Here is a 23,224-nt window from a genome sequence, read left to right on the forward strand (position 1 = left end):
CATTGTGGTTTTCTTCTTCCCCCCCCCCCGGGGGGGGGGGGGGAGGGGGGGAGGGGGGGGGGGGGGGGGGGGCCCCCCCCCCCCCCCCCCCCCCCCCCCGCGTCCCCCTCCTCAACTCCCGGACGGGTGCTCCCGGTTGTCGGGCAGGGCGGGGAAGGCGCGGACCGCGGGGGTGACGGCCACGCCGAGTGCGATCAGCAGGAACGCCGCCGCACAGCTCAGGACGGTGGGCACGGCGTGCACCGTCTCCAGCAGCAGCCCGCACAGCAGCGGGCCGAGCGCCGCGCCGGCGCCCATCGAGACCCCGATCAGGCCGGCCAGCCGGCCGCGCATCTCATCGGGGGTGACCATCATCTGATGACCCGCCACCAGGGCGGTGGCGGTGGGGGCGAGGAACGCGGCCGCGCCCAGCACCAGCCCGGACGGCCAGCCGGTCGGCACCACCGCGAGCAGCGGCACCAGCACGGCGGTGGCCCAGGTCAGCACCATGAGCGCCGTGAACGGCGAGAGCGAGCGGCGCAGCCGCCCGGCCGCCAGCGCACCCGACACGCCGCCCGCGCCGACCAGGGCGCCGATGGCGCCGATCTCGGCACCGGACCGCCCGTCCTGCTGGGCCATCACCACCACGGCGATCAGCAGGCCGCTGAACACCAGGTTGAAGGCGGTGCCGAACAGCACGGTGGCCCGCACCGCCGGGTTGCCGCGCAGCCAGCGCAGCCCCGACGCCATCGCCTGCAACGTCCCCTCGGGCCGGTCCGCACCCTCGCCCTCGCCCTCGGGCGACGACACCGGTGCGGGCGGCGCCGGCAGCCGCAGGAACAGCAGCGTGACGAAGGCGATCGCCGAGGTCACCGCCTGGGCGACGAACGGCAGCAACCGCTGGACGCCGTACAGGAATCCGCCGATCCCCGGGCCCACGATGGTCGCGAGGTAGTAGCGGGCGGTGTTGCGGGTCACGGCGTCGGCGAGTTGCGAGGACGGCACGACGCTCGGCAGCAGCGCCTGGTCGGCGGTGCCGAACAGCGAGGTGCACACCCCTTCGACCACCGCCACCACCACGATGGCCGCCAGCGGCGCGTGCCCGATCGCCACCAGCAGCGCGAGCACGCCCAGCGCCGCGGCCCGCCCGAACTCCGAGACCAGCATCAGCGTCTTGCGGCTGACCCGGTCGGCCAGCGCCCCCGAGGGCAGCGCCGCGAGTGCCCGCGACCCGGCGATCGCGAACTCGGCCAGCGAGGCCTCGAAGGCGGAGCCGCCGAGCCCGAGCACCAGCAGCGGGTACGCGATCAGCGTGCCCTGCGCCCCCAGCTGGGAGACCATGTTCGCGGTCCACAGCACGTTGTACTCGCGGTTGCGGGACAGCGGCGGAGGGCCCGGCTCCGCGGCCACGGCGGCATCGGCCGTCGTACTGCCCGAGGTCACTGCGGCGGGGTCGGCAGCGCCACCGCGGGCGCCGACGTCCGCTCCACCGGGCGGAGTTCGGACCACGCGTGCGCCCCGGCCATGCTGACGAACAGGTCACGCGGCGGCACGAAGGGGGCCCGCCCGTGCGCCACGCTGATGTTGTCCACGATCAGGACCTCACCGGTGTGCACGTTGACGTCGATCTGCTGCGCCCGGTACGCGGCCTGGAGCTGCCGGACGACCTCGTCCGGGATCTCGCTGCCGTCCGCGTAGAAGGTGTTGGTGGGCATCCCCCACGGGCCGTACTCCTCCAGCAGGAAGTCGGCGACGTCCTCGCGCAGGGTGCGGGCGTGGAAGAAGGTCAGGTGGTTGAACCAGGAGCGGACACCGGTCTCCGGGTGGGTGGCGACGGCCCAGCGCAGCTGACGTGTCCTCAGATGGTTGCGCTCCAGCCACTCCAGCTCGATGCTGTTGGCGTCGCAGTAGGCCTTGACCTCGTCCGGGTCGCTGGTGCCGAACGCCTCCTGCCAGGAAAGGCCCAGGCCGGGGCGGAAGTTGCGGACGAGCAGGTAGCCCTCGCGCTCGAACCGCTCGGCGGTCTCCCGGGGCAGCCCGGCGTGCAGGGCGCGGCAGTCGGCCAGCAGGCTGGCGCCGCCGTCCGGCGACTCCTGGCGGCAGAAGAAGAACAGGTAGCGCGGGACGTTCAGGTTGTACGACTGCTCGGTGTGGAGGAAGATCTCCTCGGTCGCCGGGTGGTCGGTGGCCGTGAACACCCCGGGGTGCAGCTCGGTGCGCGGCGAGGAGCGCTCGGTGTAGTCGAGCGGCCGGCCGACGACGGCGTTGACGAAGGTGTCCAGCTCCGGCCACTCCTGCCAGTCGAAGCCGCTGAGCACGACCGCGCCGTGCTCGGTGATCCGCCGGCGGATGAACTCCCCCTGCTCCTTGCCGAGGTCGACCAGCCGGTTCCCCGCGGTCTCGGCGGTGATCCCGAGGACCAGTCCGTCGTGCCGCGCTTCGGTCGAGATGCTGATGGCGGTTGTCACGGAGTGACTCCCTTCTGCGGGCTGCGGGCGCGAAGCCGCTCGGCAGCGGTGTCGAGGGTCTGGAGTGGACGGTTGAAGGCGATCCGGACGTAGCGCTCGCCATCGGCCGGATCGACGAAGAACGAGGTGCCCGGCGCCACCAGCACACCGGTCTCGGCGAGCAGCGTGCGGACGAAGCGCGGACTGGGCTCGTCGGTCAGCCCGTCGATCCGGGCCAGCACGTAGCAGCCGCCGGCCGGGGGCGTGAAGTCGAAGCCGGCGTCCCGCAGCAGGGCCACCGTCCGGTCGCGCCGCTCGCGCATCCCCGCCGCGTGGTCCCAGCGCTCCGGCAGCAGCAGGTCCGCGTTGGCGGCGGCGTGCTGGAGCGCGGCCGCCGCGCCGCCGGTGGTGGCCACGTGCACCTTGCGCAGCAGGGCGGTGAGCTCCGGCGCCGCGCGCAGGAAGCCGAGCCGCCAGCCGCTGATCGCATGGCTCTTGGAGAGGCTGCCGACCACCACGGACCGGTCGGCCAGGCCCTCGATCTCGGCGACCGAGCGGTAGCCGGCCGACTCGTAGACGTACCCGGCGTACACCTCGTCCGAGATCACCACGGTGCCCCAGCGCCGGCACAGCTCGGCGAGCAGGTCGAGGGTGCCGCGCTCCAGGACGACGCCGGTCGGGTTGGCCGGGCTGTTCACGATGACGGCGCGGGTGCGCGGCCCGAAGGCCGCGGCCAGCTCGTCCGGGTCGACGCTCCAGTCGGGCTCCCGCAGCCGGACCGGGCGCGGGCGGGCGCCGGTGAGGGCGATGGCGCTGAGGAAGTTCTCGTAGAAGGGCTCGAACACGATCACCTCGTCGCCGGGGTCGACGAACGAGAGCAGGGCGACGGCCAGCCCCTCGCTGCCGCCGACGGTGACGGTGATCTCGGAGCCCGGGTCCGGGGCGCCGGGCAGGGCCGCGGCGATCCGCTCGCGCAGCAGCGCCAGCCCGGCCGGGTCCTGGTACTGGTGGACGCCGGCCCGCAGCGCGGCCACCGCCGCCTCGACCAGCCCGGGCGGCGTGTCGGGGTAGGCCGGGGTGCCGACCGCCAGGTCGACGGTGTCCGGCGGCAGCCCCTCCAGCAGCAGCGCGGCCAGCCCCCCGCCGGGCAGTCCGGCGACCCGCTCGGCGCCCAGGGCGCGGCGGGCCGGGGTGTCATGGTGCGTGGTGGCGCTCATCGGCTCACTCCCGCGGCGTCGGTCCGCAGCCGCTGTTCGGTCTGGAGCGGCGCTTCGCCCTGGAGCCGCTGTTCGGCCAGGTCGAAGGCGCCGCGCGGGATCTCGGGCAGCCAGGACGGGCGGCCCGCCTCGTACGCCTCGATGTCCCCGGTCCTGAGCAGGGTCTCCGCGATCACGTCCTGCCCTTCGAGCAGCCGGGCCCGGGCCCGCGCGTCGACCGTGAACGGGTGCTCGCCGCCCGGCCGGCGCAGCAGGCCGGCCCGCAGGTCCACGGTGAGCCGCAGGCCCTCGGCGGACTCCGCGAGGTCCATCAGCTCCTCGACCACGGGCGTCGGCAGGTCGACCGGGACGAGCCCGTTGTTGAGGGCGTTGCGGCGGAAGATGTCGCCGAAGCCGGTGGCGACGACGGCGCGGAACCCCCAGTCGCGCAGCGCCCAGACGGCGTGCTCGCGGGAGCTGCCGATGCCGAAGTCCCGGCCGGCCAGCAGGACCGTCGCGCCCGCGTGGCGCGGCTGCTCCAGGACGAAGCCGTCCTCGGCGCGCCAGCGGGCGAACAGCGCGTCCTCGTAGCCGCTCTTGGTGACCCGCTTGCAGAACTCCGCGGGCAGGATCTGGTCGGTGTCGACGTCGTCGCGGCGCAGGGCGACCGCGCGACCGTGGTGTTCGACGAAGGGTTCCATACTCAGCTGTCCTCTCTCCGGCCGGGCCGGCGCTGTCAGGCCAGGTCGGCCGGGGCCGCGAGCCGCCCGGCCACCGCCGTCGCGGCGGCGACCGCGGGCGACACCAGGTGGGTGCGGGCCCGCGCCCCTTGGCGGCCTTCGAAGTTACGGTTCGAGGTGGAGGCGCAGCGCTCGACACCCTCAAGACGGTCGGTGTTCATCCCCAGGCACATCGAGCAGCCGGGCAGCCGCCACTCGGCGCCGGCGGCCGCGAAGACCTCGTGCAGTCCCTCCGCCTCGGCCTCGGCCCGCACCTGCATCGAGCCGGGGACGACCAGCATCCGGGTGCCGGCGGCGACGGTGCGCCCGCGCAGCACCCCGGCCGCGGAGCGGAGGTCCTCGATCCGGCCGTTGGTGCAGGAGCCGACGAAGACGACGTCGATCGCGAGGTCCCGCATCGAGGTTCCGGGCCGCAGGCCCATGTAGGCCAACGCCTTCTGCGCGGAGGCGCGTTCGAGCGGGTCGGCGAAGGTCTGCGGGTCGGGCACGGCGGCGGCGAGCGGCACGGTCTGGGCGGGGTTGGTGCCCCAGGTGACGAGCGGGGTGAGCCCGCCCACGTCGAGCACCACCGTCCGGTCGAACACGGCGCCGGGGTCGGTGGCCAGGGTCGACCAGTCGGCGACGGCGGCGTCCCAGTCCGCCCCGGCGGGGGCGTGCGGACGGCCGCGCAGGTACTCCAGGGTGGTCTCGTCGGGTGCGACGATCCCGGCCCGGGCGCCGGCCTCGATGCTCATGTTGCAGAGCGTCATCCGGGCCTCCATGGAGAGCCCGCGCACCGCGTCGCCCCGGTACTCGATGAGGTGGCCCTGCGCCCCGTTGGCCCCGATCCGGGCGATCAGCGCGAGGATCATCTCCTTCGCCCCGACCTCCGGGGGGAGTTGGCCGGTGAACTCGACGGCCAGGGTGCGCGGCCGGCCGATCTCCAGGCACTGGGTGGCCAGGACGTGCTCCACGTCGCTGGTGCCGATGCCGAAGGCGAGCGCGCCGAACGCGCCGTGCGTGGCGGTGTGGCTGTCCCCGCAGACGATCGTCATGCCGGGCTGCACCAGGCCGAGTTCGGGTCCGACGACGTGCACGATCCCCTGCCGCCGGTGGCCGACCGAGTAGAGCTCGACGCCCTGTTCGGCGCAGTTGCGGCGCAGCGTGTCCAGTTGGACCAGGCTGACCGGGTCGAGCACCGCGGTCGCCGTGGTGGCGACGTTGTGGTCCTCCAGCGCCAGGGTCAGCCCCGGCCTCCGGACGCTGCGGCCGGCCAGCCGCAGCCCGTCGAAGGCCTGCGGGGAGGTGGCCTCGTGGGTGAGGTGGAGGTCGATGTAGAGGAGGTCCGGTCCGCCGGGCCGGGACGCCACGACGTGGCGCTCCCACAGCTTCTCCGCGAGTGTCCGTGCTGGGCCCATCGTCGTCCCTCTCTCCCCTGCGCTGTCCGTGCACTACGGCCTCGGGGCGGAACCCCGGCCACCGCATGCCGTCCCGGCCGTACGGACCTCAGCCTCCATGGCGCCACCCGCCGCCCACCACGTCTTTAAGCCGGTGCGAAAACGCCCAGCACAGGCGATCACGTGCACGAAGAAAGGTGCAGAGAACTGCACCTCGGATCGGAAGTAAGCCCCCATGAAATCGGCGGCGCCCGGGTTCAGGATGGAGTCATCGAAGGCGGAACCAACGCCGGGACGACGGGCAGAAGATCATCGGATCCCACGGGACCCAGGGAGGAAGCATGTACCCGATGCGCAGGAGCCACGGGGCCGACCCCGGACACCGGCGGAGCAGGACGGTCGTGCTGACCCTGGCCGCCGTCCTCCTGGTCGGCGCCGGAACGTCCGCCTGCCAGGTCAGTACCAAGGCCGCCGACCGGATCGAGCTGTGCGCGAAGATCTTCGGCAAGACCTTCACCGATCCGTTCCCGGACAACGTGGAGGAGGCCCGCAAGAAGATGCGGGCACGGGCCGACGAGCTCGACGGGCTGGCCAAGCAGGCCGGGGACGACAAGCTCCGCAATGCGATCCAGTCGACCGCCGACAAGATGCGCAACGCCGACATCCGCGAGAAGGGTGCGGTGCGCACCGTGGTCGGATACATCGGTGAGCAGAACGACCGCATCAAGGAACTGCGCCAGACCTGCCTCGACCACCACGACTACCCGTGATGACTGGGCTTCCGAAGCAGCGTCACCGTTGAGGCTCCCAGCGAGCGCACGGTGACCACAGACCGGAATCGGTGAACAGGGCACTAACAGTTCCCCCACCGATTCCCTTGGCCGGGCCCCTCGTTGGGTCCCCCGTCTTCCGGGGGGCCCGGCCGTAAATCTCCCCGTACCAATACAAGCCAGGAGCAGTCATGCCCGATTCGAGCGGCTGGAAGCCCACTAAGGAACGCCCGATGTGGCCCTGGGTCGTCCTCGCGGTGGTCGCCGTTGGTGTTCTGATCAACGTGCTTATCACGATCTGACGAGCAGATCGAATCCGCGCCCGAGGAACTTCCGCGCTCTTGGCAGGTAGGCCGAGAGCGCGGACCCACGTCCGGCGCGACTCCGGCCCCACAGACCCCTCTCACCCCACCCGCCCCACGGGTCACACGACCCGTCAGGGGGCGGCCGAACCGAGTCGAGTCCGCTATCCGGATCAGGTGCAGAGAACTGCACCTTCGAACTGGCGAAGACTCGACTGTCACCCCCCTAAAGCGCCACGTAGCGTAGTCGGTACGGGAACGGGCATGGCCATGTCGAACTTGCGGTCACGCACGATCGACCATCCACCTCACCGTGGATCCCGGCTCCCGACCCGCCTACATCAACGGCATTCATGGGGGACTCGTGCCACGTCTGCACTTCACGTCGGCAAGCCTGTTGAGAACGCGTATCATGCCGACCCCGGACTGGGTCAGCGAATCACTCTTCGCCCTGGACCTGCTCTCTTCCCGGCACCGCCAGGCGAAACGCCGGCTCCGATGGCATAAAACCCGTCCCGTCGGGCCGGCCCGCCGGCTGGGTCCCACCCACCGGCTCGGCTCCACCCAGCGGCTCGTCGAACTCGCCCGGACCATCCGCCCGTTCCCCGACATGGACACCATGGTCCGGCGCGCCCGGCACTCCGGGAACGGCGCCGACCTGCGCCTGCTCCGGGACCTGGAGTCCTTCTACCGCATCATGGTCGCCCCGCACTGGGACGTGATCTCCCTCACCGTTCAGAGCGACCGGAAGAAGCGGCTGGAAATCCTCCAGGACTGCGGCGCCCGCAGCCTGCTGAGCACTCTTCACCCGACCGTCCGGCTCTCCACCTGCTCGCTGGAGATACCCGGACAGAACGAGGACGTGCAACTGGAGGAGGTCGGGCTGACCATTGCGCCGTCCTACTTCCTGGCACCCGATTCCCCGGTCCTGGTGGACGACCACACCATTGCCGACGGACCGACGCTCTTCTACCCCATTCTCCCCGACGGACCGAACTGTGCGACCGAGGGCGTGATCGAAGCGGCAGCGATGCCGGCCTGAGACCGATGACCTCCGATCGCGACAGCATCGGAACTTCAAGGGGGAAAACAGCAATGCGACGCATATTCTTCAGTCCGGCGAGCCTGGCCAAAGTATCGTCGGCCGCCCATCTGGATCCGATGAGAGAGGCGCTGTGCGCCCTCGAAACCTTCGCGACGGGCGGCGGAGGCCCCGTCTTCCATTCCTGGCGACGCCGGGTCGCGGGTGAACGGGACGGCCGGGCGCTGGCCGAACTCGCCCGCACCGTCCGCCCTTTCCCGGATCTCTACCGAATTCTCGAAAACTCCTCCACGGCCGGATCCGGGAACGAATTCCGACCGCGGGTCCTGCGCGATCTGGAGACATTCCACCGGATCGCCGTGGAGCCGTACTGGAACCAGGTGTCGACCCTGCTCGAAGTCGACCGGAACGCCCGGGCCCAGATCATGATGAGCGGCGGCGTCGACCAGTTGCTCAGCACCCTGCACCCGGCGATCCGCTGGCGCCCCCCGGTGCTGGAGGTCCCCGGGACGGGGCACGACATCAAACTGGAGTCGACCGGCCTGGAGATAGCGCCGTCGCTGTTCCTGTTCTCCCGGTCGCCGATCCTGGTCGAACAGCAGGGCGACCGGCCCCTGCTGCTGCTCTACCCGATCCCCGTCCCGCGCGACCGGGAGAACCTGTGGGACCCGGCGCCCGACGGCGACCAGGCCCTGGGCGCCCTGCTGGGGCGCACCCGGGCGGCCGTCCTCCAGGTGCTGACGACCACCTGCACCACCACCGAGGTCGGCGAGCTGGTGGGCATCTCCACCGCCGCCGCGAGCCAGCACACCGCCGTCCTGCGGGCGGCCGGCCTTATCACCACCCTGCGCTCGCTCAACAAAGTGCACCACACCCTGACCCCCCTGGGCGGGGCGCTTCTTCGTGGGGATCCACTCGTCTGACAATTCGCCCTATACCGACGATTCCCGAAGTAACGAACCCGCAACACGCCCCGAGGAGCGATCTGGATCCGACACGGATGGTCTAGGAAAGTGCACCATACATACGGATGCGGGCAGCATGGCCTAAACCCATTACGAGCGAGTAGGTTCTGGGCATGCACGCACGATGCCTTGTCGCCGCACGCATCATTTACGGAAGCCTGGGAGCGGATTCATGATGGGAGGTGGACCAGCTGAGCGGGAAGCCGCCCCAGACTGTGCCGTCACGCTGGAAAACGTGTCGAAAATCCACCCGGGCACGAACGGTCCCACAGCGGTCCTGCGCGAGTTCTCACTCGGCGTACGAAAAGGCCGCTTCTGTGCCGTCATGGGAGACGAACGCGCCAGCACCACAGCACTCCTGGAGTGCATGGCCGGCGTCACCACCCCGTCCACCGGAACGGTCCACTGGGCCGACGGTGGACGGGGTTCCGTCGGTGCGCTCTGGGGCCAACACGAGCCAGTCCACCCGAATGTGACGGTTCGTGAATTCGTCGACCCGGGTGTTTCCGCACTCGGCCGCCGCCAGGCCTGGCAGATCAGCCGGGTCACCCGACTGTGGCTCTGGCGGCGGCCGCTCCGGAGACTGGGCCGGGTCCAGCAGCACAACGCCATGCTGGCCCGGCTGCTGGCCGGCTCACCGCGCCTGCTGCTGGTCGACACCCCCGGCCACGACGACTCGCCCGAACTCGCCCGCGCCATCGGCGCCTCACTCCGCCGCGCGGTCCGCGCCCTCGACCTCACGGCGGTCCTCGTCACCACCGACCCGGAAGCCGCCGCGTGCGCGGACAGCGTCGTCTTCCTCCACCACGGCCGCCTCGCCGACGCCCTCGGCCCCTCCACCCCCGCCGAGATCGCCGACTGCCTCCAGCACCTCCGAAGAGGCTCGACCACCTGATCCGCCCCGCCTTCCCCGGCGCCCCTCTCCCAGGGCGCCCCCGGCGCCCCTTCCCCGGCGTCCCTCGCCCTCCCCGGCGCCCCCCGGTCAAGCGGTGCACAGCGCTTCCCCAGTCGCGGCTCCCGCGCCCCGTGCGCCCTCCCGCGCACCGCGCCGGCGCATCCCGGACCGCCACCCGCCGCACCCGCCGCCGCGGGGCAGTGCGGCGGCAACGTCGCCGACTCCACCACCTCCGGCACGTGGGAGCCGCACGACCCCGACGGGCCGAACCCCGCGAAGATCGGCGTGGTGACCTTCTGCACCACCGCCTCCCCCGCCGTCACCGGCGACGGCGTGGCCACCATCCACCACCACGTCGGCCGGCCCGTCTGCAACCCCACGGCCGCCGACCCGGCCGAGAGGCTCTTCCAGATCGTCGGCGACGTCCAGCTCCAACCGGTCCACGCGGACGGCGGCTTCGGCGCCCTGAGCACCCTGAGCACCCTGAGCGCCCTGAGCGTCATCAACGGCTTCTCCGCCGACCGCTGAGGACCGGCCACCGCGCACCGATCACCGCGTACCGATCGCCGATCGCCGATCGCCGATCGCCGAGGACGGACCGCCCGATCGCCGAGGACCGACGCCGAAAGATCCCCGAGCCCCTTCCGGAAGAAGGGACTCGGGGATCCTCGGACCGGCCGGCCCGACACCGGCGGTCGGTTCGGGGCACCGCCTGCGCGGTCAGGCCGGCTCGACCGGCTCCGGGTTCCGGGAGGCCGCCAGGGTGCGGCTGAACGCGGCGAGGGTGGCGGCGACGGCCAGCAGACCGACCACGACCGCGAGGTTGCGCCCGAGGTCGGCGAGGTCGCGCGGCAGCGCCCAGTAGTAGGGCGCGGGGAGCATGACCGCCCAGGGGAGGGCGGCCAGCGCCACGCCGACGGCGCGCGGCCGGTCGGGCCGGCGGGCGGCGAAGTGGACGAAGAAGGCGATCGCCATCACCACGGCGGGCCAGGCCGACGACGCGTCGAGCAGCATCTGGGTGCTGCGCGGGAAGATGACCTCGGAGTAGTCCTCCAACTCGCGCCAGGGCCAGGCGAGGACGAGCGCGCTCATCGGCAGCACGATGGCACCCGCCGCGACGACCGTCCCGACCCGGGCGCGGACGCGCTGGTCGACGCCGTCGGGCGGGGCGATGAGCAGCGGCACCCCGAGCAGGAGCCAGAGGGGCAGCTGGTAGAGGGACAGGAAGAGCACCCCGGCCGGGTGGACGAAATAGCCGACCGCGGCGCCGATCCGGACGAGGACGCCGACCAGCACCAGGACGCGGGCGGCGCCCCAGTGCCCGAGGCCGGCGCCGAGCAGCGCGAGGAGCCAGGGGACGGTCTGCACCATGCCCACCGCGAACGCGGCCGTGGTGTGCAGGCCCATCAGTTCGGAGTGCGGCTCCCTGATGAAGAGGCCCATCAGCAGCTGGACGAAGGCCAGCGCCGCCCCGCCGGCCAGCAGGTACGGCGCGGCGCCGGCGAGCGCCCGGCCCGCGGGGTCTCCGGAGCTGAGCCGGGTCCGCAGCCGGGCGGCGTGCGCGGCCAGGGTGACCCACTCGCGCAGCACGGTGCGCCGGTCGGCGCCCTCGACGGACTCGGCGAAGACGGCGGCGATCTCCTCGCCGTGCGAGGCCCGGTAGGCGGCGGGGTAGATGCCGATCAGCGGGAGCCTGCCGGGCAGCGCCCCGGCCTGCTGCGCGGTCATGCCGCACCGCCGCTCAGCCGGAGCGCCCCGAGGCGCGGACCCCGCCCGAGCGCGAGCCTGCGCTCGGCCTCGACGACTCCGGCCCGCAGCCGCGCCGTCTCCGCGCCCAGGACGTCCCGGCCGTCCTCGGTGAGGGCGAAGGTGCGCCGCATCCGGCCACCGACGACCTCCTCGTGGTCGATCCGGATCAGCCCCTGCTGGAGGAGCCGGTCCAGCGCGGTGTAGAGCGTGCCGGTGAGCAACTTGGTCCGGCCGTCGGAGATGGCCAGGACTTCCTGGACGATCGCGTAGCCGTGCCGCGGGGCATCGGCGAGCGCGGTGAGCACGAGCCGGGTCGGCTCCTGTAGTTGACGGTTAGCCATGACCGTGAGCATAGATCAATGGCAAACATATGTCGATGATTTAGCTATCGGCCCGCTCCGCCCCCGCACCCGGCGGCCGCCGGAGCCGGCAGGCGCACGGTGAACACCGACCCCGCGCCGGGGCTGCTGGCCGCGTGGACGCCGCCGCCGTGGAGCTCGGCGAGCTTGCGGACGATGGCGAGGCCCAGACCGCTGCCGCCGCTCTGCCGGTTGCGGGACTTGTCGGCCCGCCAGAAGCGCTCGAACACCAACGGCAGGTCCGCCTCGGCGATGCCGCCGCCGGTGTCGGCGACCTCGATCAGCAGGGCGTCGGCCTCCGGGCGGGTCCGCAGGGTGACCGTGCCGCCCGCCGGGGTGTGCCGGACGGCGTTGGCGACCAGGTTGCCCACCAACTGCCGCAGGCGCACCGGGTCGGCGGACACCTCGCGCCCGGCCGGAGCGTCGGCGGTGTCGACGACCAGGGCCACGCCCGACGCCTGCGCCCGGGCGCCGTGCGCGGTGGCGACCTGGGCCAGCAGGTCCTCGACGTCCACGGGCTCGCGGTGCAGGGCCAGTTCACCGGCGTCGGCGTCGGCGAGGTCCCGCAGGTCGTCGATCAGGTGCTGGAGTTGCAGGGCCTCCTCCAGCAGCGAACTCGTCAGGGCGCCGTCGGCGGTGACGACGCCGTCCTCGACGGCCTCCAGCCAGCCGCGGATGTTGCTGAGCGGGGTGCGCAGCTCGTGCGCGATGTCGCCGACCATCGCCCGGCGCAGCTCCTCCAGCTGCTCGCGGCGCTGCGCCATGGCGTTGAAGGCGGCGGCGAGTCCGGCGATCTCGTCGCGGCCGGTCGCGGACACCCGGGCGGAGAGGTCCCCGTCGGCCATCCGCCGGGCGGCGCGGGTGAGCGCGTTCAGCGGCCGGGAGAGCCGCAGGCCGACGATCGTGGTGATCGCCACGGTGACCACCAGCACCAGCGCGGCGACCTCGGCGACCCGCCCGCGGTGCGGGGCCGACAGCGCGGGGGCCTGGTCCGCCGCGCCGGCGGGCGCGCCGACGAACAGCAGCACGGGCGGCGCCACGTACCGGACGAGCTGCTGCCGGCGGGAGTTGGCGAGGCAGGCGGAGATCACCTGCTCCTGCTCCCGGTCGCGGGCCGGGGCCCACTGCAGCCCCAGGGACAGCGTCACGGGCCGGATCTGCTGGCGCTCCAGGCAGGCGTTGACGAGCGCGGTGAGGTCGGCGAGGGCGGCGCTCTCGGTGCGGGTCGGGGCGTCCAGCACCAGCGGGGGCGCGCAGCGCACGCCGAGCGGCCGGCCACCGGGGACGCTCACCACGGGGCGGCCGGCGGCGTCGTCGGTGACGGTCGCCTCGACGCCCAGTTCCGACCGCAGGCAGCCGGCCCGGTTCCGCGCGGCCTCCTCCATGGCCGCGCGCTCGGCGGTCGTCAGCCGGAACGGGCCCACGGCGCGGGCGTCGATCCGGTCGGCCGGGGCGTCGGGCAGCATGGCGAGGTCGACGGAGAGCGGGTCGACGGTGGTGGTGGGCGTCCGGGGCAGCACCGTCCGGTCGGCGGCGCCCGGGGGCGGTGACCCGGGTGCGGTGGCGGCCGGGGGCGGTGACCCGGGTGCGGTGGCGGCCGGGGGCGGTGACCCGGGTGCGGTGGCGGCCGACGGCGGTGACCCGGGTGCGGCGGCCGCGGAGTCGACGACCGGCTCGAAGCGCGGCGTGGTCAGCAGGATGCGCTGCCCGGTCTCGGCGGCGAGCCGCCGCACGGTGCTCTCCGCACCCGTCCAGTCGGGGTGGGTCGCGGCGTAGCCGAGCAGTTCGTGGTAGATCCGGGCCTGGTCCGCGAGGACCTGGCGCTGCTCCTGTCTGATCGCGCCCGTCGTGGTGCGGGCGGTCAGCCAGGCCGTCGCGGCGATCGAACAGAGCGAGACCAGGGCGGAGAGGGCGAGCAGCCGGACCAGCAGGCTGCGGCGCGGCGGGGCGTCACGACGCACCGCGCGGCCCCTCCGCGAGCTTGTAGCCGATGCCGTAGACCGTCAGCAGGCGGGTGGGGCGACGCGGTTGGGGCTCGATCTTGCGGCGCAGGTTCATCACGTGGGTGTCGACGGTCCGGGTGGTGATGTACCGGTCGATGCCGTGCAGGTGCTCCAGCAGCTGGGCCCGGGTGAAGACCCGGCCGGGCTGGGCGGCCAACACCTGCAACAGCCGGAACTCGCCGGGCGTGCAGCTGACGGGCCGTCCGTCGGCGGTGACCTCGTGGCGCAGGGGGTCGATGGCGAGGGCCCCGGCGGTCAGCACGGCCGGCGCCGCGGCGGCGGGCGGCGCGGGCGGCGGCAGGGTGGGCGCGGCGGGCGGCGCGGGAGCGCCCGGGGTCAGCGGCCGGGACCCGCGGCGCAGCAGGGCCCGGACCCGGGCGACGAGCTCGCGCGGGCTGTACGGCTTGGTGAGGTAGTCGTCGGCGCCGAGGTCGAGGCCGAGCAGCAGGTCCTCCTCGGCGGTGCGGGCCGTCAGCATCAGTACCGGCAGGGCGGATTCGGCGCGCAGGGCGCGGCAGACGTCGAGCCCGTCCATGACGGGCATCATCACGTCGAGGACCAGGAGGTCCGCCGGGCCGCGCCGGGCCTGTTCCAGCGCGGCCCGGCCGTCGTGGACGACGACCACGCGGTGCCCTTCCCGCTCCAGGTACAGGCGGGCCAGGTCGGCCTGCTTGGGATCGTCCTCGGCGACCACGACATGTGCGCACATGAGGATGATCGTAAGTCGCCCTCCGGAAGCACCCCTACCGGTTCCCGACAGCCTCTCGACAAGTTCCTGACATCGACGGACCAGGGTGGGTCGAGTCCGCCGGGGGAAGCCCCCCGGCCCCGCCTCCGAAAGGCTCCCGCGTGATGCCCTCCCGCCGTCTGGTGTCCCTCGCCGCCCACGTCCTCGGGGCCGCCCTGCTGCTGTCCACCGTCCCCGCCGTCGCGGCGACGGCCGCCGAGCGCAGGCCCGCCCCCGCCGCGCCCACCGTCGAGGCGGCCGAGGTGATGCCGCACCTCCAGGCCCTGCAGCGGATCGCGGACCGCAACGGCGGCAACCGCGCGCACGGCACCAAGGGGTACGCGGAGTCGGTGGCCTACATGAAGCACGCGCTGGACCGGGCCGGCTTCCAGACGCAGCTGCGCCGCTTCTCCCACGACGGCAAGGACGGCTACAACCTGATCGCCGACTGGCAGGGCGGCGACCCCGACCACGTGCTGCTCACCGGCGCCCACCTGGACAGCGTCACGATGGGCCCGGGGATCAACGACAACGGCTCCGGCTCGGCGGCCGTCCTGACCACCGCCCTCCAGGTGGCCAAGGCCAAGCTGAAGCCCGAGCGGCACCTGCGCTTCGCCTGGTGGGGGGCGGAGGAGCTGGGGATGGTCGGTTCGGCGGACTACGTCAAGAACCTGTCCGCCGGTGACCGCAAGGCCATCGACCTGTACCTCAACCTCGACCAGGCGGGCAGCAAGAACCTCCAGCAGTACCTGCTGGTGAAGGACGCGAAGAACAACGAGACCGCGGCCTTCCAGGCCTTCGAGAAGTGGTTCACCGACCGGGGACTGGCCACCTTCGACATCCCGCTGGACAGCTCCGACAGCCAGCCGTTCGGGGACGCGGGCATCCCGTCGTCCGGCTTCAGCAGCGGAGTCTCGGACTGCCTGCACAGCGCGTGCGACAACCTCGCCAACGTCGACCCCGCGACGCAGGCGACCAGCACCAACGCCATGATCGGCGTGGTCTGGCAGTTCGCCACCGCCAAGCCCGCCGCCCCCGCCGCTCCGGCCACCACCGCCCCGGCCACCACTCCCGCCGCCGACCGGTCCTGACCGCCCGTCCCCAGGAGGCACAGATGCGCACACCACCGATCCGCCCCCGCAAGGCCACCGTCCTGCTGGCGACCGCCACCGCCCTCGGCGTCGCCCTGACCGCCCTCCCCGCGGGCGCCGCCGGGATCGGGGACCCGTACTTCCCCGAGGACGGCAACGTCGGCTACGACGTGGCGAACTACGACGTCCGGATCGCCTACGACCCGGCGCACCCCGACCAGTTGAACGGCGACACCACCGTCACCGCCCGGGCCCTGCAGTCGCTGGACCGCCTCTCCCTGGACCTCAAGGGCTTCCAGGTCACCTCCGTCACGGTGAACGGCACCCCGGCCAAGTCGTTCTCCCGCTCCGGCACGCACAAGCTGGACATCGTGCCCGCCCGCCGGGTGACCGGCGGCGCCACCTTCGCGGTGCGGGTGGTGTACGCGGGCAAGCCCGACCCCGAGGGCTGGCACCAGCTGGTGTCCGGCGGCGTCAACGCGATGGGCGAGCCGCACTCGGCGACCTCCTGGTTCCCCTCCAACGACCACCCGTCCGACAAGGCCACCTTCTCGCTCGCCGCGACCGTCCCCGACGGCTGGACCGCCATCGGCAACGGCCGGCCCGGCCAGACCACCAGCAAGGACGGCTCGACGACCTTCCGCTGGCGCGAGGACAAGCCGATGGCGACCTACCTCAGCACCGTCGCCATCGACAAGTTCACCGTCCACCGCTCGGCGCTGCCCGACGGGACGCCGGTCATCACCGCCTACGGCCCGGACGTGCCGATCGACGACATGGCCAAGGCGACCGAGGCCCAGCAGCCCGAGATCATCGCCTTCCTGGCCTCCAAGTTCGGCCCGTACCCGTTCTCCTCCGCGGGCGCCATCGTCCGCAGCTGGACCAAGGAGACGGGCACCGGCGCGCCGGACCTGGAGACCCAGAGCCGGCCCACCTACACCAACTACTTCTGGGACTCCGCGGCGGTCCACGAGATCACCCACCAGTGGTTCGGCGACAGCGTCTCGTTCACCGACTGGCGCGACGGCTGCATCGCCGAATGCGTCGCCCAGTACGCCAACCAGCTGTGGGACGAACACCAGGGCAGCAACCTCGACACCGGCTTCTACGCCCCCGGCGTCGAGGAGAACCGGAACAAGCCGGAGTACTGGTCCACCAAGCTCTACGACCCCGGGCAGGGCAAGGAACTCGCCTCGGCCCTCTACTTCAAGGGCTCCCTGATGATGCACGCCCTGCGGCGCACCGTCGGAGACGACACGTTCTTCGCCACCCTCAAGCGCTGGACCGCCGACCACGCCTACGGCAACGCCTCCTTCCCCCAGTTCGAGGCCCTCGCCGCCAAGGTCTCCGGCAAGGACCTCAAGGGCTTCTTCGACGCCTGGGCCCACGGCACCACGATCCCGGCGAAGGAATACCTCTACCCCGGCCCCCTGGCCCCCCTCGCCCCGGCAGGCAGCCGGTAACACCCCCGTCCCCGCGCCGACGCCAGCCCTCCTGATGCCCCATCAGGAGGGCTGGCGCACGCCCGGGCTGAGCTCCTCCAGGACGATGTCGGAGACGGTCCTCGGCTGCGGGCGGTGCGGAACCGAGGTGCCGCCGTGCGTCGGCCTGAAGTCGCCGACGGGGGCCGGGAAGTGGCCCATCTCGTGGAACAGGCCCGAGAGGTCCGTGTCCTGCGGCGGCAGCGGCGGCAGCTCATGGGGCAGGTCCCCGACCGGGACGAGCTCGATCTCCGACGGGCCGCCCCCTGGCGTGCCGTCCCCCGTCGTACCGCCGCGCGGTGGGCGCGGGCCCTCCAACCGGCCGTTCAGCCAGCCCTCGATGTGGTCGCCCGGCGAGATGGAGAACTTGTTCCCGGGGTTCATCACCCCGTGCCGCCACCCCCACGCCCCGGCGAACGCGCCGTTGGCCGCGCCGGAGACGTAGTCGCCCGACAACCCGAACACCGCATCCTGCGCCGCGCCTTCGGCCATCCCGGTCAGCGCCCCGTAGCCGGTGTTCCAGACCAGCCCGGCCGCGCCCTTGGCGAACGCGCCGGCCTCCTTGCCGGTCAGCGAGGTGAAGCCCTTCCCGAGCCCCTTGCCCAGGCCCTTGCCCAGCCCCTTGCCGAGCCACCCGGCACCGACACCGACCGCGCCGCCCACCGCCCCGTTGACGGCGGCCGTGCCCAGCTCGCCGCCGTCGATCGACGTGCGGTGGCCCTGGCCCAGCTCGATCACCTGGGCCAGCAGGTCGAAGCCCACCTGGGCCAGCACCGACTCGGCGACCCGGGTCACCGCACTGATCAGCGCCTTGCGCAGGAAGGCCCACACCAGGGCCCTGGTGAAGGCGATCTCCACGGGCGCCGCCTCGGCCCCGCCGAAAAGGAACAACGCTGCGTCGATGGCCAGTTGAACGGCCAGGACCACCAGCGCACCGATGATCTCGATGCGCAGGGTCTCGATCTGGTTCGCCAGGTTGTGCAGCGCGTCGGCGGCGGCGTCGCAGCACTGGGCGATGAGCGGCAGCGCGGCGTCGTCGGCGACGGCGAGCCTGGCCAGATAGGCGTCGAACGCGTCCCTGGTGGCACCGCTCAGACCCTGGTCGAGCTGGGACTTGGCGTCCGCCAGGTCCAGGACACAGGCACGGATCGACTTCGCCGCCTCGGTCCAGGCATCCGCCTCGGCCCGCAGCGCACTCTCGTTCCCCGTGGGCCACTTGTTCCCCACCAGGATCATCAGCAGGTTCTGCAACCCGTCCGGCAGCGAGGCGTTGGGGGCGTCGACCGCCATCACGCGCCGCCGCTACCGGGCACCGGGAACGTCCAGGCGAGTTCCGTGGCGTGCTCGTCGGCCTTCTCGAACGTGCTACGAGTGGCACCGAGGGCATCGGCCAGCTTGCGCAAGGTGTCCGGCAGCGCCTGCACCGCCTTCAGCAGATCGTCCCGCGGCTGGGCGAAGACCTGGTCGAAGCCCTGCCCGAGCGCCGGATCATCCCCCCAGGGCGCCGCGCCGAACAGGGCCGCGGAACTCAGCGCCGTCCAGGCGGCAGCCATGCCGTCGGCCGCCCGCCCCGCATCCGCCCCGGCCTTGCCCACCAACGCGAAGTCGACCACCAGCGTCCCGTCCAGAGCCGGCAGCTGCGGCACCGCCGGCCCGCCGTACGGCGGCACCCCGGTAGGCGCATTGCGGTAACCACCAGTGGGACCAGGCACATCAGGCAACGGAGGACTCGGCACCCACCCACCTCACCCGACCCCACCCCCAGCCCCACCCCCTCTTGACGACATCCCAACGATCACCACCCCACTCCTGACGCCCCCCTGACACCACCGGACCCCGCGTCGCCCATGCTCCATTGCGGGAGCCGCCCCCATCCGACACATCGGATGGGGGCGGCTCTCGAAACGGACCTACTCCCGAACGAACGCGGCGAACGGCACGCCCCCGTCGTCCGCATCGGTCAGCTGCAACCACTCCTCACCTTGGTCCTTGCCGTACTGAAAGAACCCCTCGCACCTCAGATCACCGTCGACGGAGACCAATTGGGCAACCGCACCCGGTCCGGCGTCGGAAAGCGTCCCGTACTTCCAGGTGCCGGTGAACTTCACCACGGTCGGGGACTTCTTTCCACGACACATGGCGGGGAGCAGGCTCACCTCGCCGAGCTTGCCGCCCTCCAGGAACTGAATCGAAGCAACGGGCGCCTTCCAGGACCCGATGACAGCCGGGACAGGCTCCTTCGCCACCGTGCACGAAGCCGCCAGCGGCAGAGCCGATGCCACACAGACGGTCAGAACAGGCAGCCTCCCACGTCCACGCACCCGGCTCGGCCTCTGCATCCCGATCACTCCCACCCCGTTCCATATCGCCAGGAATTGAATCCCCCGCGATATCTCAGTCCTTCTTCATGGCGAACCCCTGACTGACCAGCACCCATAGGTCCTTCCCGTTCTCCTCGGCGGTCAGCCAGAACCGACAACTACCGCTCCCGTCCTTCCGGGTCGCGGCCACGTAGACCCCCGGCCCCACGTCATCGAGAACCGCCTTCTTCCAGCGCCCCTCGATCTCCGTCGACTGTTCCCGGTCCACCGAGCCAACACTGCACACGCGGGCCGGCACTAGTGCCGATCCGACCCGCCCATCCGGAAGAAGCTCGACAGCCGCCGTTCCTCCGGCCCACCGCCCGACCGGATCGGGCACCTCAGGCGCGGACGGGCGGACCATCATCCACACCGCCCAGCCCACCCCGAGGACACCCAGCGACCCGCCGAGCACACACCACAGGACAATTCGCCGCCCCTTCACGCACCCTCCATCAAACGATCCGGCGGCGAGGCCGTCGAAGACCGCCCCGCCGCCTCAGAAGCTGTGCGCCGCTATCTGCGGCAGTCCGAACAGGTCACTGCAGGAGCGCCTTGACGGCCATACCGAGGACAGCCGTCCCAGGAACCACGATGAAGAACCAGCCGACAACCAGCGCGATCACCGGGATCGACTTCTTCTCAGCACCCTCCACGAAGAAATCGCGGATACCGCGAAAATTTGTGACCAAGGCTAATCCCAGGACAACCGGTATCAGCATCCCAAGCACGACCATCAAAACTCCTGACTTCACAGGAAAGCGACCGCATACGGTAGCACCGCCCAGCGAGAACCGACAATCCATCGGTTCGCCTGAACACTAGCCTTCCTCGTTCACTTGCAATCCTCCACGCAACAGCTCCACGAGTTAGCCCTTCAAAAGATGAGCGCCCCATCCGGCAACCGGATGGGGCGCTCATCGCAGAGACCTACTGGCAATCCACAGCCAGCGGCCTATTGCCGGGAGAACGGTTCTTGACCAGCGTCCACGCCAGTCATCGTCAGCCACTCCCCGTCCTGCTGCTTGGAATACTAACTCTTGGCGGACTCGCCGAGCGATTACTCGATGAGCCCCACCAGGATTGAACGGGAAGTTACCGTAGGTGCCCAGAATAAACACCTTGGTCCCCGATGCGCATCACGCGCCCGGGGACCCAGATGTCGCAAAATCAGGATCTAGGAGCAGGCGCGGGCATCACTACCATTGCGTAGATCACACCAAGTACGCTCATCAGCAGGAAGGGCCAAGCACCCGCAAGGAGATAGAGCAGTGGGGGCAGAGCAAACAACACGGCGGCCACCCCCCGGACATTCCTCCCCCTGGCCGCCCAAAAAGAGACCAGGAAGAGAAAGAACAGCGTGGGGACAGTTATTGTGATCGATATAAGCGCCAGCAGCTTGAGGCTATCCAGGAAGTCGGGTCGAGGGAATCCATTGGCGTCATGCCCTCCGGGCGCAAATGCTGCAAGAACGAGCACAAAAACGCACACGGGAGCCACGCACACCGCAAGATATCTCAGCAGCGCCCGACTGAACCACCGGCCGACTCGATTAAATCTGTTAATCAGCACCCTGATACACACCCGCCATTCTGGTAGGTACGGCCCGAAGGCGGGAAGAGGGATGACGAAAACGGAACTGCAAGCAGACCAGGATCTCCCTCTCTTTCGCTGGAACTATCTGCGGCGGCACCCAGACATTCCTCGTAGTCGGATGGCGCGACGTACCGCCAATTACCGTATCGTGATGCCCCGCCACAGTTGACGGCATCACGGTAAACGTTGCGCCACCGGTATCGGTATCCCAGAAAACGGTCATGCGCGCGCTATCGGCTGGCGAATTCGACCAAGATCGATTATCCCCCAGCAAACTCCCAAAGGCGACACTCTTCATATGGATGAATAACCTCGCCATGATGATAGCGTTACCACCGCCATTGCTGGGACCCGACTTAGCGAACCTCTGTGAATATGCGGGCGTCGGCCCAAACCCCACCTCGCGAGCAGTGTCGTAGTAGTCGCGGTTGTTCTGTTCAACGATCTTCTGGTAGTTCGGCCCCTCGCTCTCCACCTTGGTGCCCATGTTGGAGCACTTGGCCATCCCGCCATCGCCGCCGCGATCGCCGTGGTCGTGCCGCTCCTCGGCGTCGGCGTGACCCTGCTGGCGATGCGCCGGGTCACCGTCGACCCGCTCGGCGTGGTCCGCCGGTCCGGTCCCGGCCGGCGCCGGATCGGGTGGCGGCTGGCGCTGCCGCTGGCCGGTCTCGCCCTGACGGCGCTCGCGCTGGCGCTGCCCACGCAGTACAACCCGTCCGGGATGGGGCGCACCGCCGTCTTCAACTCCGTTCAGGACACTCGCGGTTCACTGCTGGTCGCGGTCGGCGTGCTGCTGATGCTGGTGGGCGTCTGCACCCTGCTGCCCTGGCTGGTGGAGGCCGCCACCCGGCGCTCCGGCGGCGGCGTGTCCTGGCAACTCGCCATCCGAAGGCTCCAGTTGAGCTCGGGCCCCGCCTCGGCCGCGGTCAGCGGCGTGGTCGTCGCCGTCGCCGGGGCGATCGCCCTGCAGACGCTCTTCCTCGGCGTCAGCGCGAGCTACGAGGACCGTCCCGGCCCCCGCGCCGCGGTCGGGCCGTACCAGCAGTCGGTGTCCTTCCCCGGCGGCGGACCGCAGGCCGACCTGCTCGCCGAGCGGCTGGCACACTCCCCCGGGGTGCAGGCCACCGCCGCCTACACCGAGTTCGCCCTGGAGACCCCCACCGCCAAGTCCTGGGAGCTGCCCGGCGTCCGGATCGCCGGCTGCGCCGTGCTGCACGGCTTCGCCACCCTGCCCGACTGCAAGGACGGTGACGCCTTCGCCGTCCAGGGCCGGACCATCCGACCGGGCGGCGGCACGAGCACCGGAGCGAACGACGGCACGAGCACCGGAACGAACACCGGCACGAGCACCGGAACGAACCGCGGCACGGACGCCGCCGCCGAGACCAGGCCCGGCACGACCGTCCACGCCGCCTACTTCCGCGGTGACGGCGAGCCGCCGCCCTGGCCACTGCCCGCGGTGACGGCCACCGTCGAGCCCGTCGAAGGCGCCGACCCCAACGGGCGGCTCGGCTCCGGCCTGCTGCTCCTCACGCCGGCCGCCGCCCCGGCCGCCGCACTGCGCGGCCAGCCCGCGACCGTCCTGGTCGCGATGGCCCCCGGCGTGCCGGACCCGAAGGAGCAACTCGCGACCGCCGTCATGGCGATCGACCCGCAGGGCTTCGCCGGCTCCCCCCTCGACCGCGCCGTCGACCCGACCTACCTCGCCGTCAAACGCCTGCTCACCGCCGGCTCCGCCGTCACCCTGCTGCTGGTCGCCCTCAGCCTGCTGGTCGGCCAGTTGGAGCGGTTCCGGGAGCAACGCCGCATCCTCGGCGTGCTGAACGCCGTCGGCACCCGGCGCCGGATCCTGGGCCTGTCGGTGCTGTGGCAGACCCTCGTCCCGATGGCCCTGGGCATGCTGCTGGCCACCGTCGGCGGCCTGCTGATGGGAGCCGTCCTGCAGTACACGGCGGGCCTGCCCTTCGCCCTCGACTGGGGCTCCATGCTGGCCATGTCCGCGATCGCCGCCGGCGCCGTCCTCCTCACGACCGCGCTCGGCCTGCCGCAGCTCCTGCGCCTGATGCGGCCCGGCGAACTGCGCTACGAGTAGCACCGGCCACCGGGGGCCGTCCCGCCGAGCGACGGCGACGGCCCCCGGTACCGG

23 protein-coding genes are annotated in these 23,224 nt (G+C 71.7%); 8 read left to right on the top strand and 15 right to left on the bottom strand.

Going from position 1 to position 23,224, the window contains the following annotated elements; translation table 11 throughout:
* Positions 1-111 precede the first annotated feature (111 nt).
* Genes ACFVX9_RS24050 through leuC form a run of 5 tightly spaced genes read right to left on the bottom strand, consistent with a single transcriptional unit; the run spans position 112 to position 5,759 of the window.
* Positions 112-1,422 (bottom strand): MFS transporter, encoded by a 1,311-nt coding sequence (locus tag ACFVX9_RS24050; RefSeq protein ID WP_387983374.1) that lies wholly within the window; start codon positions 1,420-1,422, stop codon positions 112-114.
* Entirely contained in the window at positions 1,419-2,447 is a 1,029-nt protein-coding gene (locus ACFVX9_RS24055) for a TauD/TfdA family dioxygenase (RefSeq protein WP_063349705.1), read from the bottom strand. Before ACFVX9_RS24055 ends, ACFVX9_RS24050 begins: the two co-directional genes overlap by 4 nt.
* Positions 2,444-3,643: a pyridoxal phosphate-dependent aminotransferase gene (locus ACFVX9_RS24060; protein WP_380373313.1), complete on the bottom strand. Its 1,200-nt coding sequence runs from the start codon at positions 3,641-3,643 to the stop codon at positions 2,444-2,446. Before ACFVX9_RS24060 ends, ACFVX9_RS24055 begins: the two co-directional genes overlap by 4 nt.
* A complete protein-coding gene (gene leuD / locus ACFVX9_RS24065; RefSeq protein WP_363375500.1) occupies positions 3,640-4,323 on the bottom strand; it encodes a 3-isopropylmalate dehydratase small subunit in 684 nt (227 codons plus the stop codon). The genes ACFVX9_RS24060 and leuD overlap by 4 nt, the downstream gene beginning before the upstream one ends.
* Positions 4,324-4,358: 35 nt before the next feature.
* Positions 4,359-5,759, bottom strand: coding sequence for a 3-isopropylmalate dehydratase large subunit (gene leuC / locus ACFVX9_RS24070; protein WP_380338220.1), 1,401 nt, complete (start codon positions 5,757-5,759; stop codon positions 4,359-4,361).
* Positions 5,760-6,088: 329 nt separating this feature from the next.
* On the opposite strand from leuC, the gene ACFVX9_RS24075 reads away from it, so the two are divergent.
* The 5 genes from ACFVX9_RS24075 (at position 6,089) to ACFVX9_RS24095 (ending at position 10,240) form a co-directional block, all read left to right on the top strand.
* Positions 6,089-6,508: a hypothetical protein gene (locus tag ACFVX9_RS24075; RefSeq protein WP_387983376.1), complete on the top strand. Its 420-nt coding sequence runs from the start codon at positions 6,089-6,091 to the stop codon at positions 6,506-6,508.
* 714 nt (positions 6,509-7,222) lie between these two features.
* Entirely contained in the window at positions 7,223-7,852 is a 630-nt protein-coding gene (locus ACFVX9_RS24080) for a hypothetical protein (protein ID WP_063349701.1), read from the top strand.
* A 119-nt stretch (positions 7,853-7,971) separates the two neighbouring features.
* The gene (locus ACFVX9_RS24085) at positions 7,972-8,775 is read left to right on the top strand and encodes a helix-turn-helix transcriptional regulator (protein ID WP_159398536.1); all 804 of its coding nucleotides are present in this window, start codon (positions 7,972-7,974) and stop codon (positions 8,773-8,775) included.
* Positions 8,776-8,992: 217 nt separating this feature from the next.
* On the top strand, positions 8,993-9,712 hold the full coding sequence (locus ACFVX9_RS24090; RefSeq protein ID WP_363375544.1) for an ATP-binding cassette domain-containing protein: 720 nt from the start codon (positions 8,993-8,995) through the stop codon (positions 9,710-9,712).
* 288 nt (positions 9,713-10,000) lie between these two features.
* Positions 10,001-10,240, top strand: coding sequence for a hypothetical protein (locus ACFVX9_RS24095; protein WP_387983377.1), 240 nt, complete (start codon positions 10,001-10,003; stop codon positions 10,238-10,240).
* A gap of 192 nt (positions 10,241-10,432) precedes the next feature.
* Here the strand turns inward: ACFVX9_RS24095 and ACFVX9_RS24100 are convergent, their stop codons facing one another.
* From ACFVX9_RS24100 to ACFVX9_RS24115, 4 genes are read right to left on the bottom strand one after another with little or no spacing between them, the layout of a single operon-like run.
* Positions 10,433-11,440 carry a hypothetical protein gene (locus ACFVX9_RS24100; protein ID WP_387983378.1) on the bottom strand — a complete coding sequence of 336 codons (1,008 nt, stop codon included), beginning with the start codon at positions 11,438-11,440 and terminating at the stop codon, positions 10,433-10,435.
* Positions 11,437-11,802, bottom strand: a complete 366-nt coding sequence (locus ACFVX9_RS24105; RefSeq protein ID WP_063351477.1) for a PadR family transcriptional regulator — start codon at positions 11,800-11,802, stop codon at positions 11,437-11,439. The genes ACFVX9_RS24100 and ACFVX9_RS24105 overlap by 4 nt, the downstream gene beginning before the upstream one ends.
* Positions 11,803-11,846: 44 nt before the next feature.
* Positions 11,847-13,781, bottom strand: a complete 1,935-nt coding sequence (locus tag ACFVX9_RS24110; RefSeq protein ID WP_387983379.1) for an ATP-binding protein — start codon at positions 13,779-13,781, stop codon at positions 11,847-11,849.
* Positions 13,771-14,532 carry a response regulator transcription factor gene (locus ACFVX9_RS24115; protein WP_387983380.1) on the bottom strand — a complete coding sequence of 254 codons (762 nt, stop codon included), beginning with the start codon at positions 14,530-14,532 and terminating at the stop codon, positions 13,771-13,773. The genes ACFVX9_RS24110 and ACFVX9_RS24115 overlap by 11 nt, the downstream gene beginning before the upstream one ends.
* Before the next feature lie 143 nt (positions 14,533-14,675).
* Between ACFVX9_RS24115 and ACFVX9_RS24120 the strand changes: the two genes are divergently transcribed.
* Both ACFVX9_RS24120 and ACFVX9_RS24125 read left to right on the top strand, forming a co-directional pair.
* Entirely contained in the window at positions 14,676-15,641 is a 966-nt protein-coding gene (locus tag ACFVX9_RS24120; protein WP_380481144.1) for a M20/M25/M40 family metallo-hydrolase, read from the top strand.
* Between the two features lie 23 nt (positions 15,642-15,664).
* Complete coding sequence (locus ACFVX9_RS24125; RefSeq protein ID WP_387983381.1) at positions 15,665-17,104, top strand: M1 family metallopeptidase; 1,440 nt, start codon at positions 15,665-15,667, stop codon at positions 17,102-17,104.
* A 42-nt stretch (positions 17,105-17,146) separates the two neighbouring features.
* Here the strand turns inward: ACFVX9_RS24125 and ACFVX9_RS24130 are convergent, their stop codons facing one another.
* From ACFVX9_RS24130 to ACFVX9_RS24155, 6 genes are all read right to left on the bottom strand, one after another.
* Positions 17,147-18,412, bottom strand: coding sequence for a hypothetical protein (locus tag ACFVX9_RS24130; RefSeq protein WP_063349692.1), 1,266 nt, complete (start codon positions 18,410-18,412; stop codon positions 17,147-17,149).
* Positions 18,412-18,768 carry a hypothetical protein gene (locus ACFVX9_RS24135; RefSeq protein WP_380481135.1) on the bottom strand — a complete coding sequence of 119 codons (357 nt, stop codon included), beginning with the start codon at positions 18,766-18,768 and terminating at the stop codon, positions 18,412-18,414. The genes ACFVX9_RS24130 and ACFVX9_RS24135 overlap by 1 nt, the downstream gene beginning before the upstream one ends.
* 264 nt (positions 18,769-19,032) lie before the next feature.
* Complete coding sequence (locus tag ACFVX9_RS24140; protein WP_387983383.1) at positions 19,033-19,470, bottom strand: hypothetical protein; 438 nt, start codon at positions 19,468-19,470, stop codon at positions 19,033-19,035.
* Positions 19,471-19,516: 46 nt separating this feature from the next.
* Positions 19,517-19,927 (bottom strand): hypothetical protein, encoded by a 411-nt coding sequence (locus ACFVX9_RS24145; RefSeq protein ID WP_387983385.1) that lies wholly within the window; start codon positions 19,925-19,927, stop codon positions 19,517-19,519.
* Between the two features lie 94 nt (positions 19,928-20,021).
* A complete protein-coding gene (locus tag ACFVX9_RS24150; protein WP_380561834.1) occupies positions 20,022-20,219 on the bottom strand; it encodes a hypothetical protein in 198 nt (65 codons plus the stop codon).
* Between the two features lie 824 nt (positions 20,220-21,043).
* Positions 21,044-21,565 carry a hypothetical protein gene (locus tag ACFVX9_RS24155; RefSeq protein WP_387983387.1) on the bottom strand — a complete coding sequence of 174 codons (522 nt, stop codon included), beginning with the start codon at positions 21,563-21,565 and terminating at the stop codon, positions 21,044-21,046.
* A 48-nt stretch (positions 21,566-21,613) separates the two neighbouring features.
* On the opposite strand from ACFVX9_RS24155, the gene ACFVX9_RS24160 reads away from it, so the two are divergent.
* The gene (locus tag ACFVX9_RS24160; RefSeq protein WP_387983389.1) at positions 21,614-23,170 is read left to right on the top strand and encodes an ABC transporter permease; all 1,557 of its coding nucleotides are present in this window, start codon (positions 21,614-21,616) and stop codon (positions 23,168-23,170) included.
* The last annotated feature ends 54 nt before the right edge of the window (positions 23,171-23,224 follow it).

It is taken from the genome of Kitasatospora sp. NPDC058243 (genome assembly GCF_042882025.1).
In the GTDB taxonomy this organism is placed as follows: domain Bacteria; phylum Actinomycetota; class Actinomycetes; order Streptomycetales; family Streptomycetaceae; genus Kitasatospora.

Bases quoted from the DNA above. Each gene is read 5' to 3' on its own strand.
- ACFVX9_RS24060 (WP_380373313.1), bottom strand. From the start codon at position 3,643: ATGAGCGCCACCACGCACCATGACACCCCGGCCCGCCGCGCCCTGGGC.
- leuD (WP_363375500.1), bottom strand. From the start codon at position 4,323: ATGGAACCCTTCGTCGAACACCACGGTCGCGCGGTCGCCCTGCGCCGC.
- leuC (WP_380338220.1), bottom strand. From the start codon at position 5,759: ATGGGCCCAGCACGGACACTCGCGGAGAAGCTGTGGGAGCGCCACGTC.
- ACFVX9_RS24075 (WP_387983376.1), top strand. From the start codon at position 6,089: ATGCGCAGGAGCCACGGGGCCGACCCCGGACACCGGCGGAGCAGGACG.
- ACFVX9_RS24080 (WP_063349701.1), top strand. From the start codon at position 7,223: ATGCCGACCCCGGACTGGGTCAGCGAATCACTCTTCGCCCTGGACCTG.
- ACFVX9_RS24085 (WP_159398536.1), top strand. From the start codon at position 7,972: ATGAGAGAGGCGCTGTGCGCCCTCGAAACCTTCGCGACGGGCGGCGGA.
- ACFVX9_RS24090 (WP_363375544.1), top strand. From the start codon at position 8,993: ATGGGAGGTGGACCAGCTGAGCGGGAAGCCGCCCCAGACTGTGCCGTC.
- ACFVX9_RS24100 (WP_387983378.1), bottom strand. From the start codon at position 11,440: ATGACCGCGCAGCAGGCCGGGGCGCTGCCCGGCAGGCTCCCGCTGATC.
- ACFVX9_RS24105 (WP_063351477.1), bottom strand. From the start codon at position 11,802: ATGGCTAACCGTCAACTACAGGAGCCGACCCGGCTCGTGCTCACCGCG.
- ACFVX9_RS24115 (WP_387983380.1), bottom strand. From the start codon at position 14,532: ATGTGCGCACATGTCGTGGTCGCCGAGGACGATCCCAAGCAGGCCGAC.
- ACFVX9_RS24120 (WP_380481144.1), top strand. From the start codon at position 14,676: ATGCCCTCCCGCCGTCTGGTGTCCCTCGCCGCCCACGTCCTCGGGGCC.
- ACFVX9_RS24125 (WP_387983381.1), top strand. From the start codon at position 15,665: ATGCGCACACCACCGATCCGCCCCCGCAAGGCCACCGTCCTGCTGGCG.
- ACFVX9_RS24130 (WP_063349692.1), bottom strand. From the start codon at position 18,412: ATGGCGGTCGACGCCCCCAACGCCTCGCTGCCGGACGGGTTGCAGAAC.
- ACFVX9_RS24150 (WP_380561834.1), bottom strand. From the start codon at position 20,219: ATGGTCGTGCTTGGGATGCTGATACCGGTTGTCCTGGGATTAGCCTTG.
- ACFVX9_RS24155 (WP_387983387.1), bottom strand. From the start codon at position 21,565: ATGGGCACCAAGGTGGAGAGCGAGGGGCCGAACTACCAGAAGATCGTT.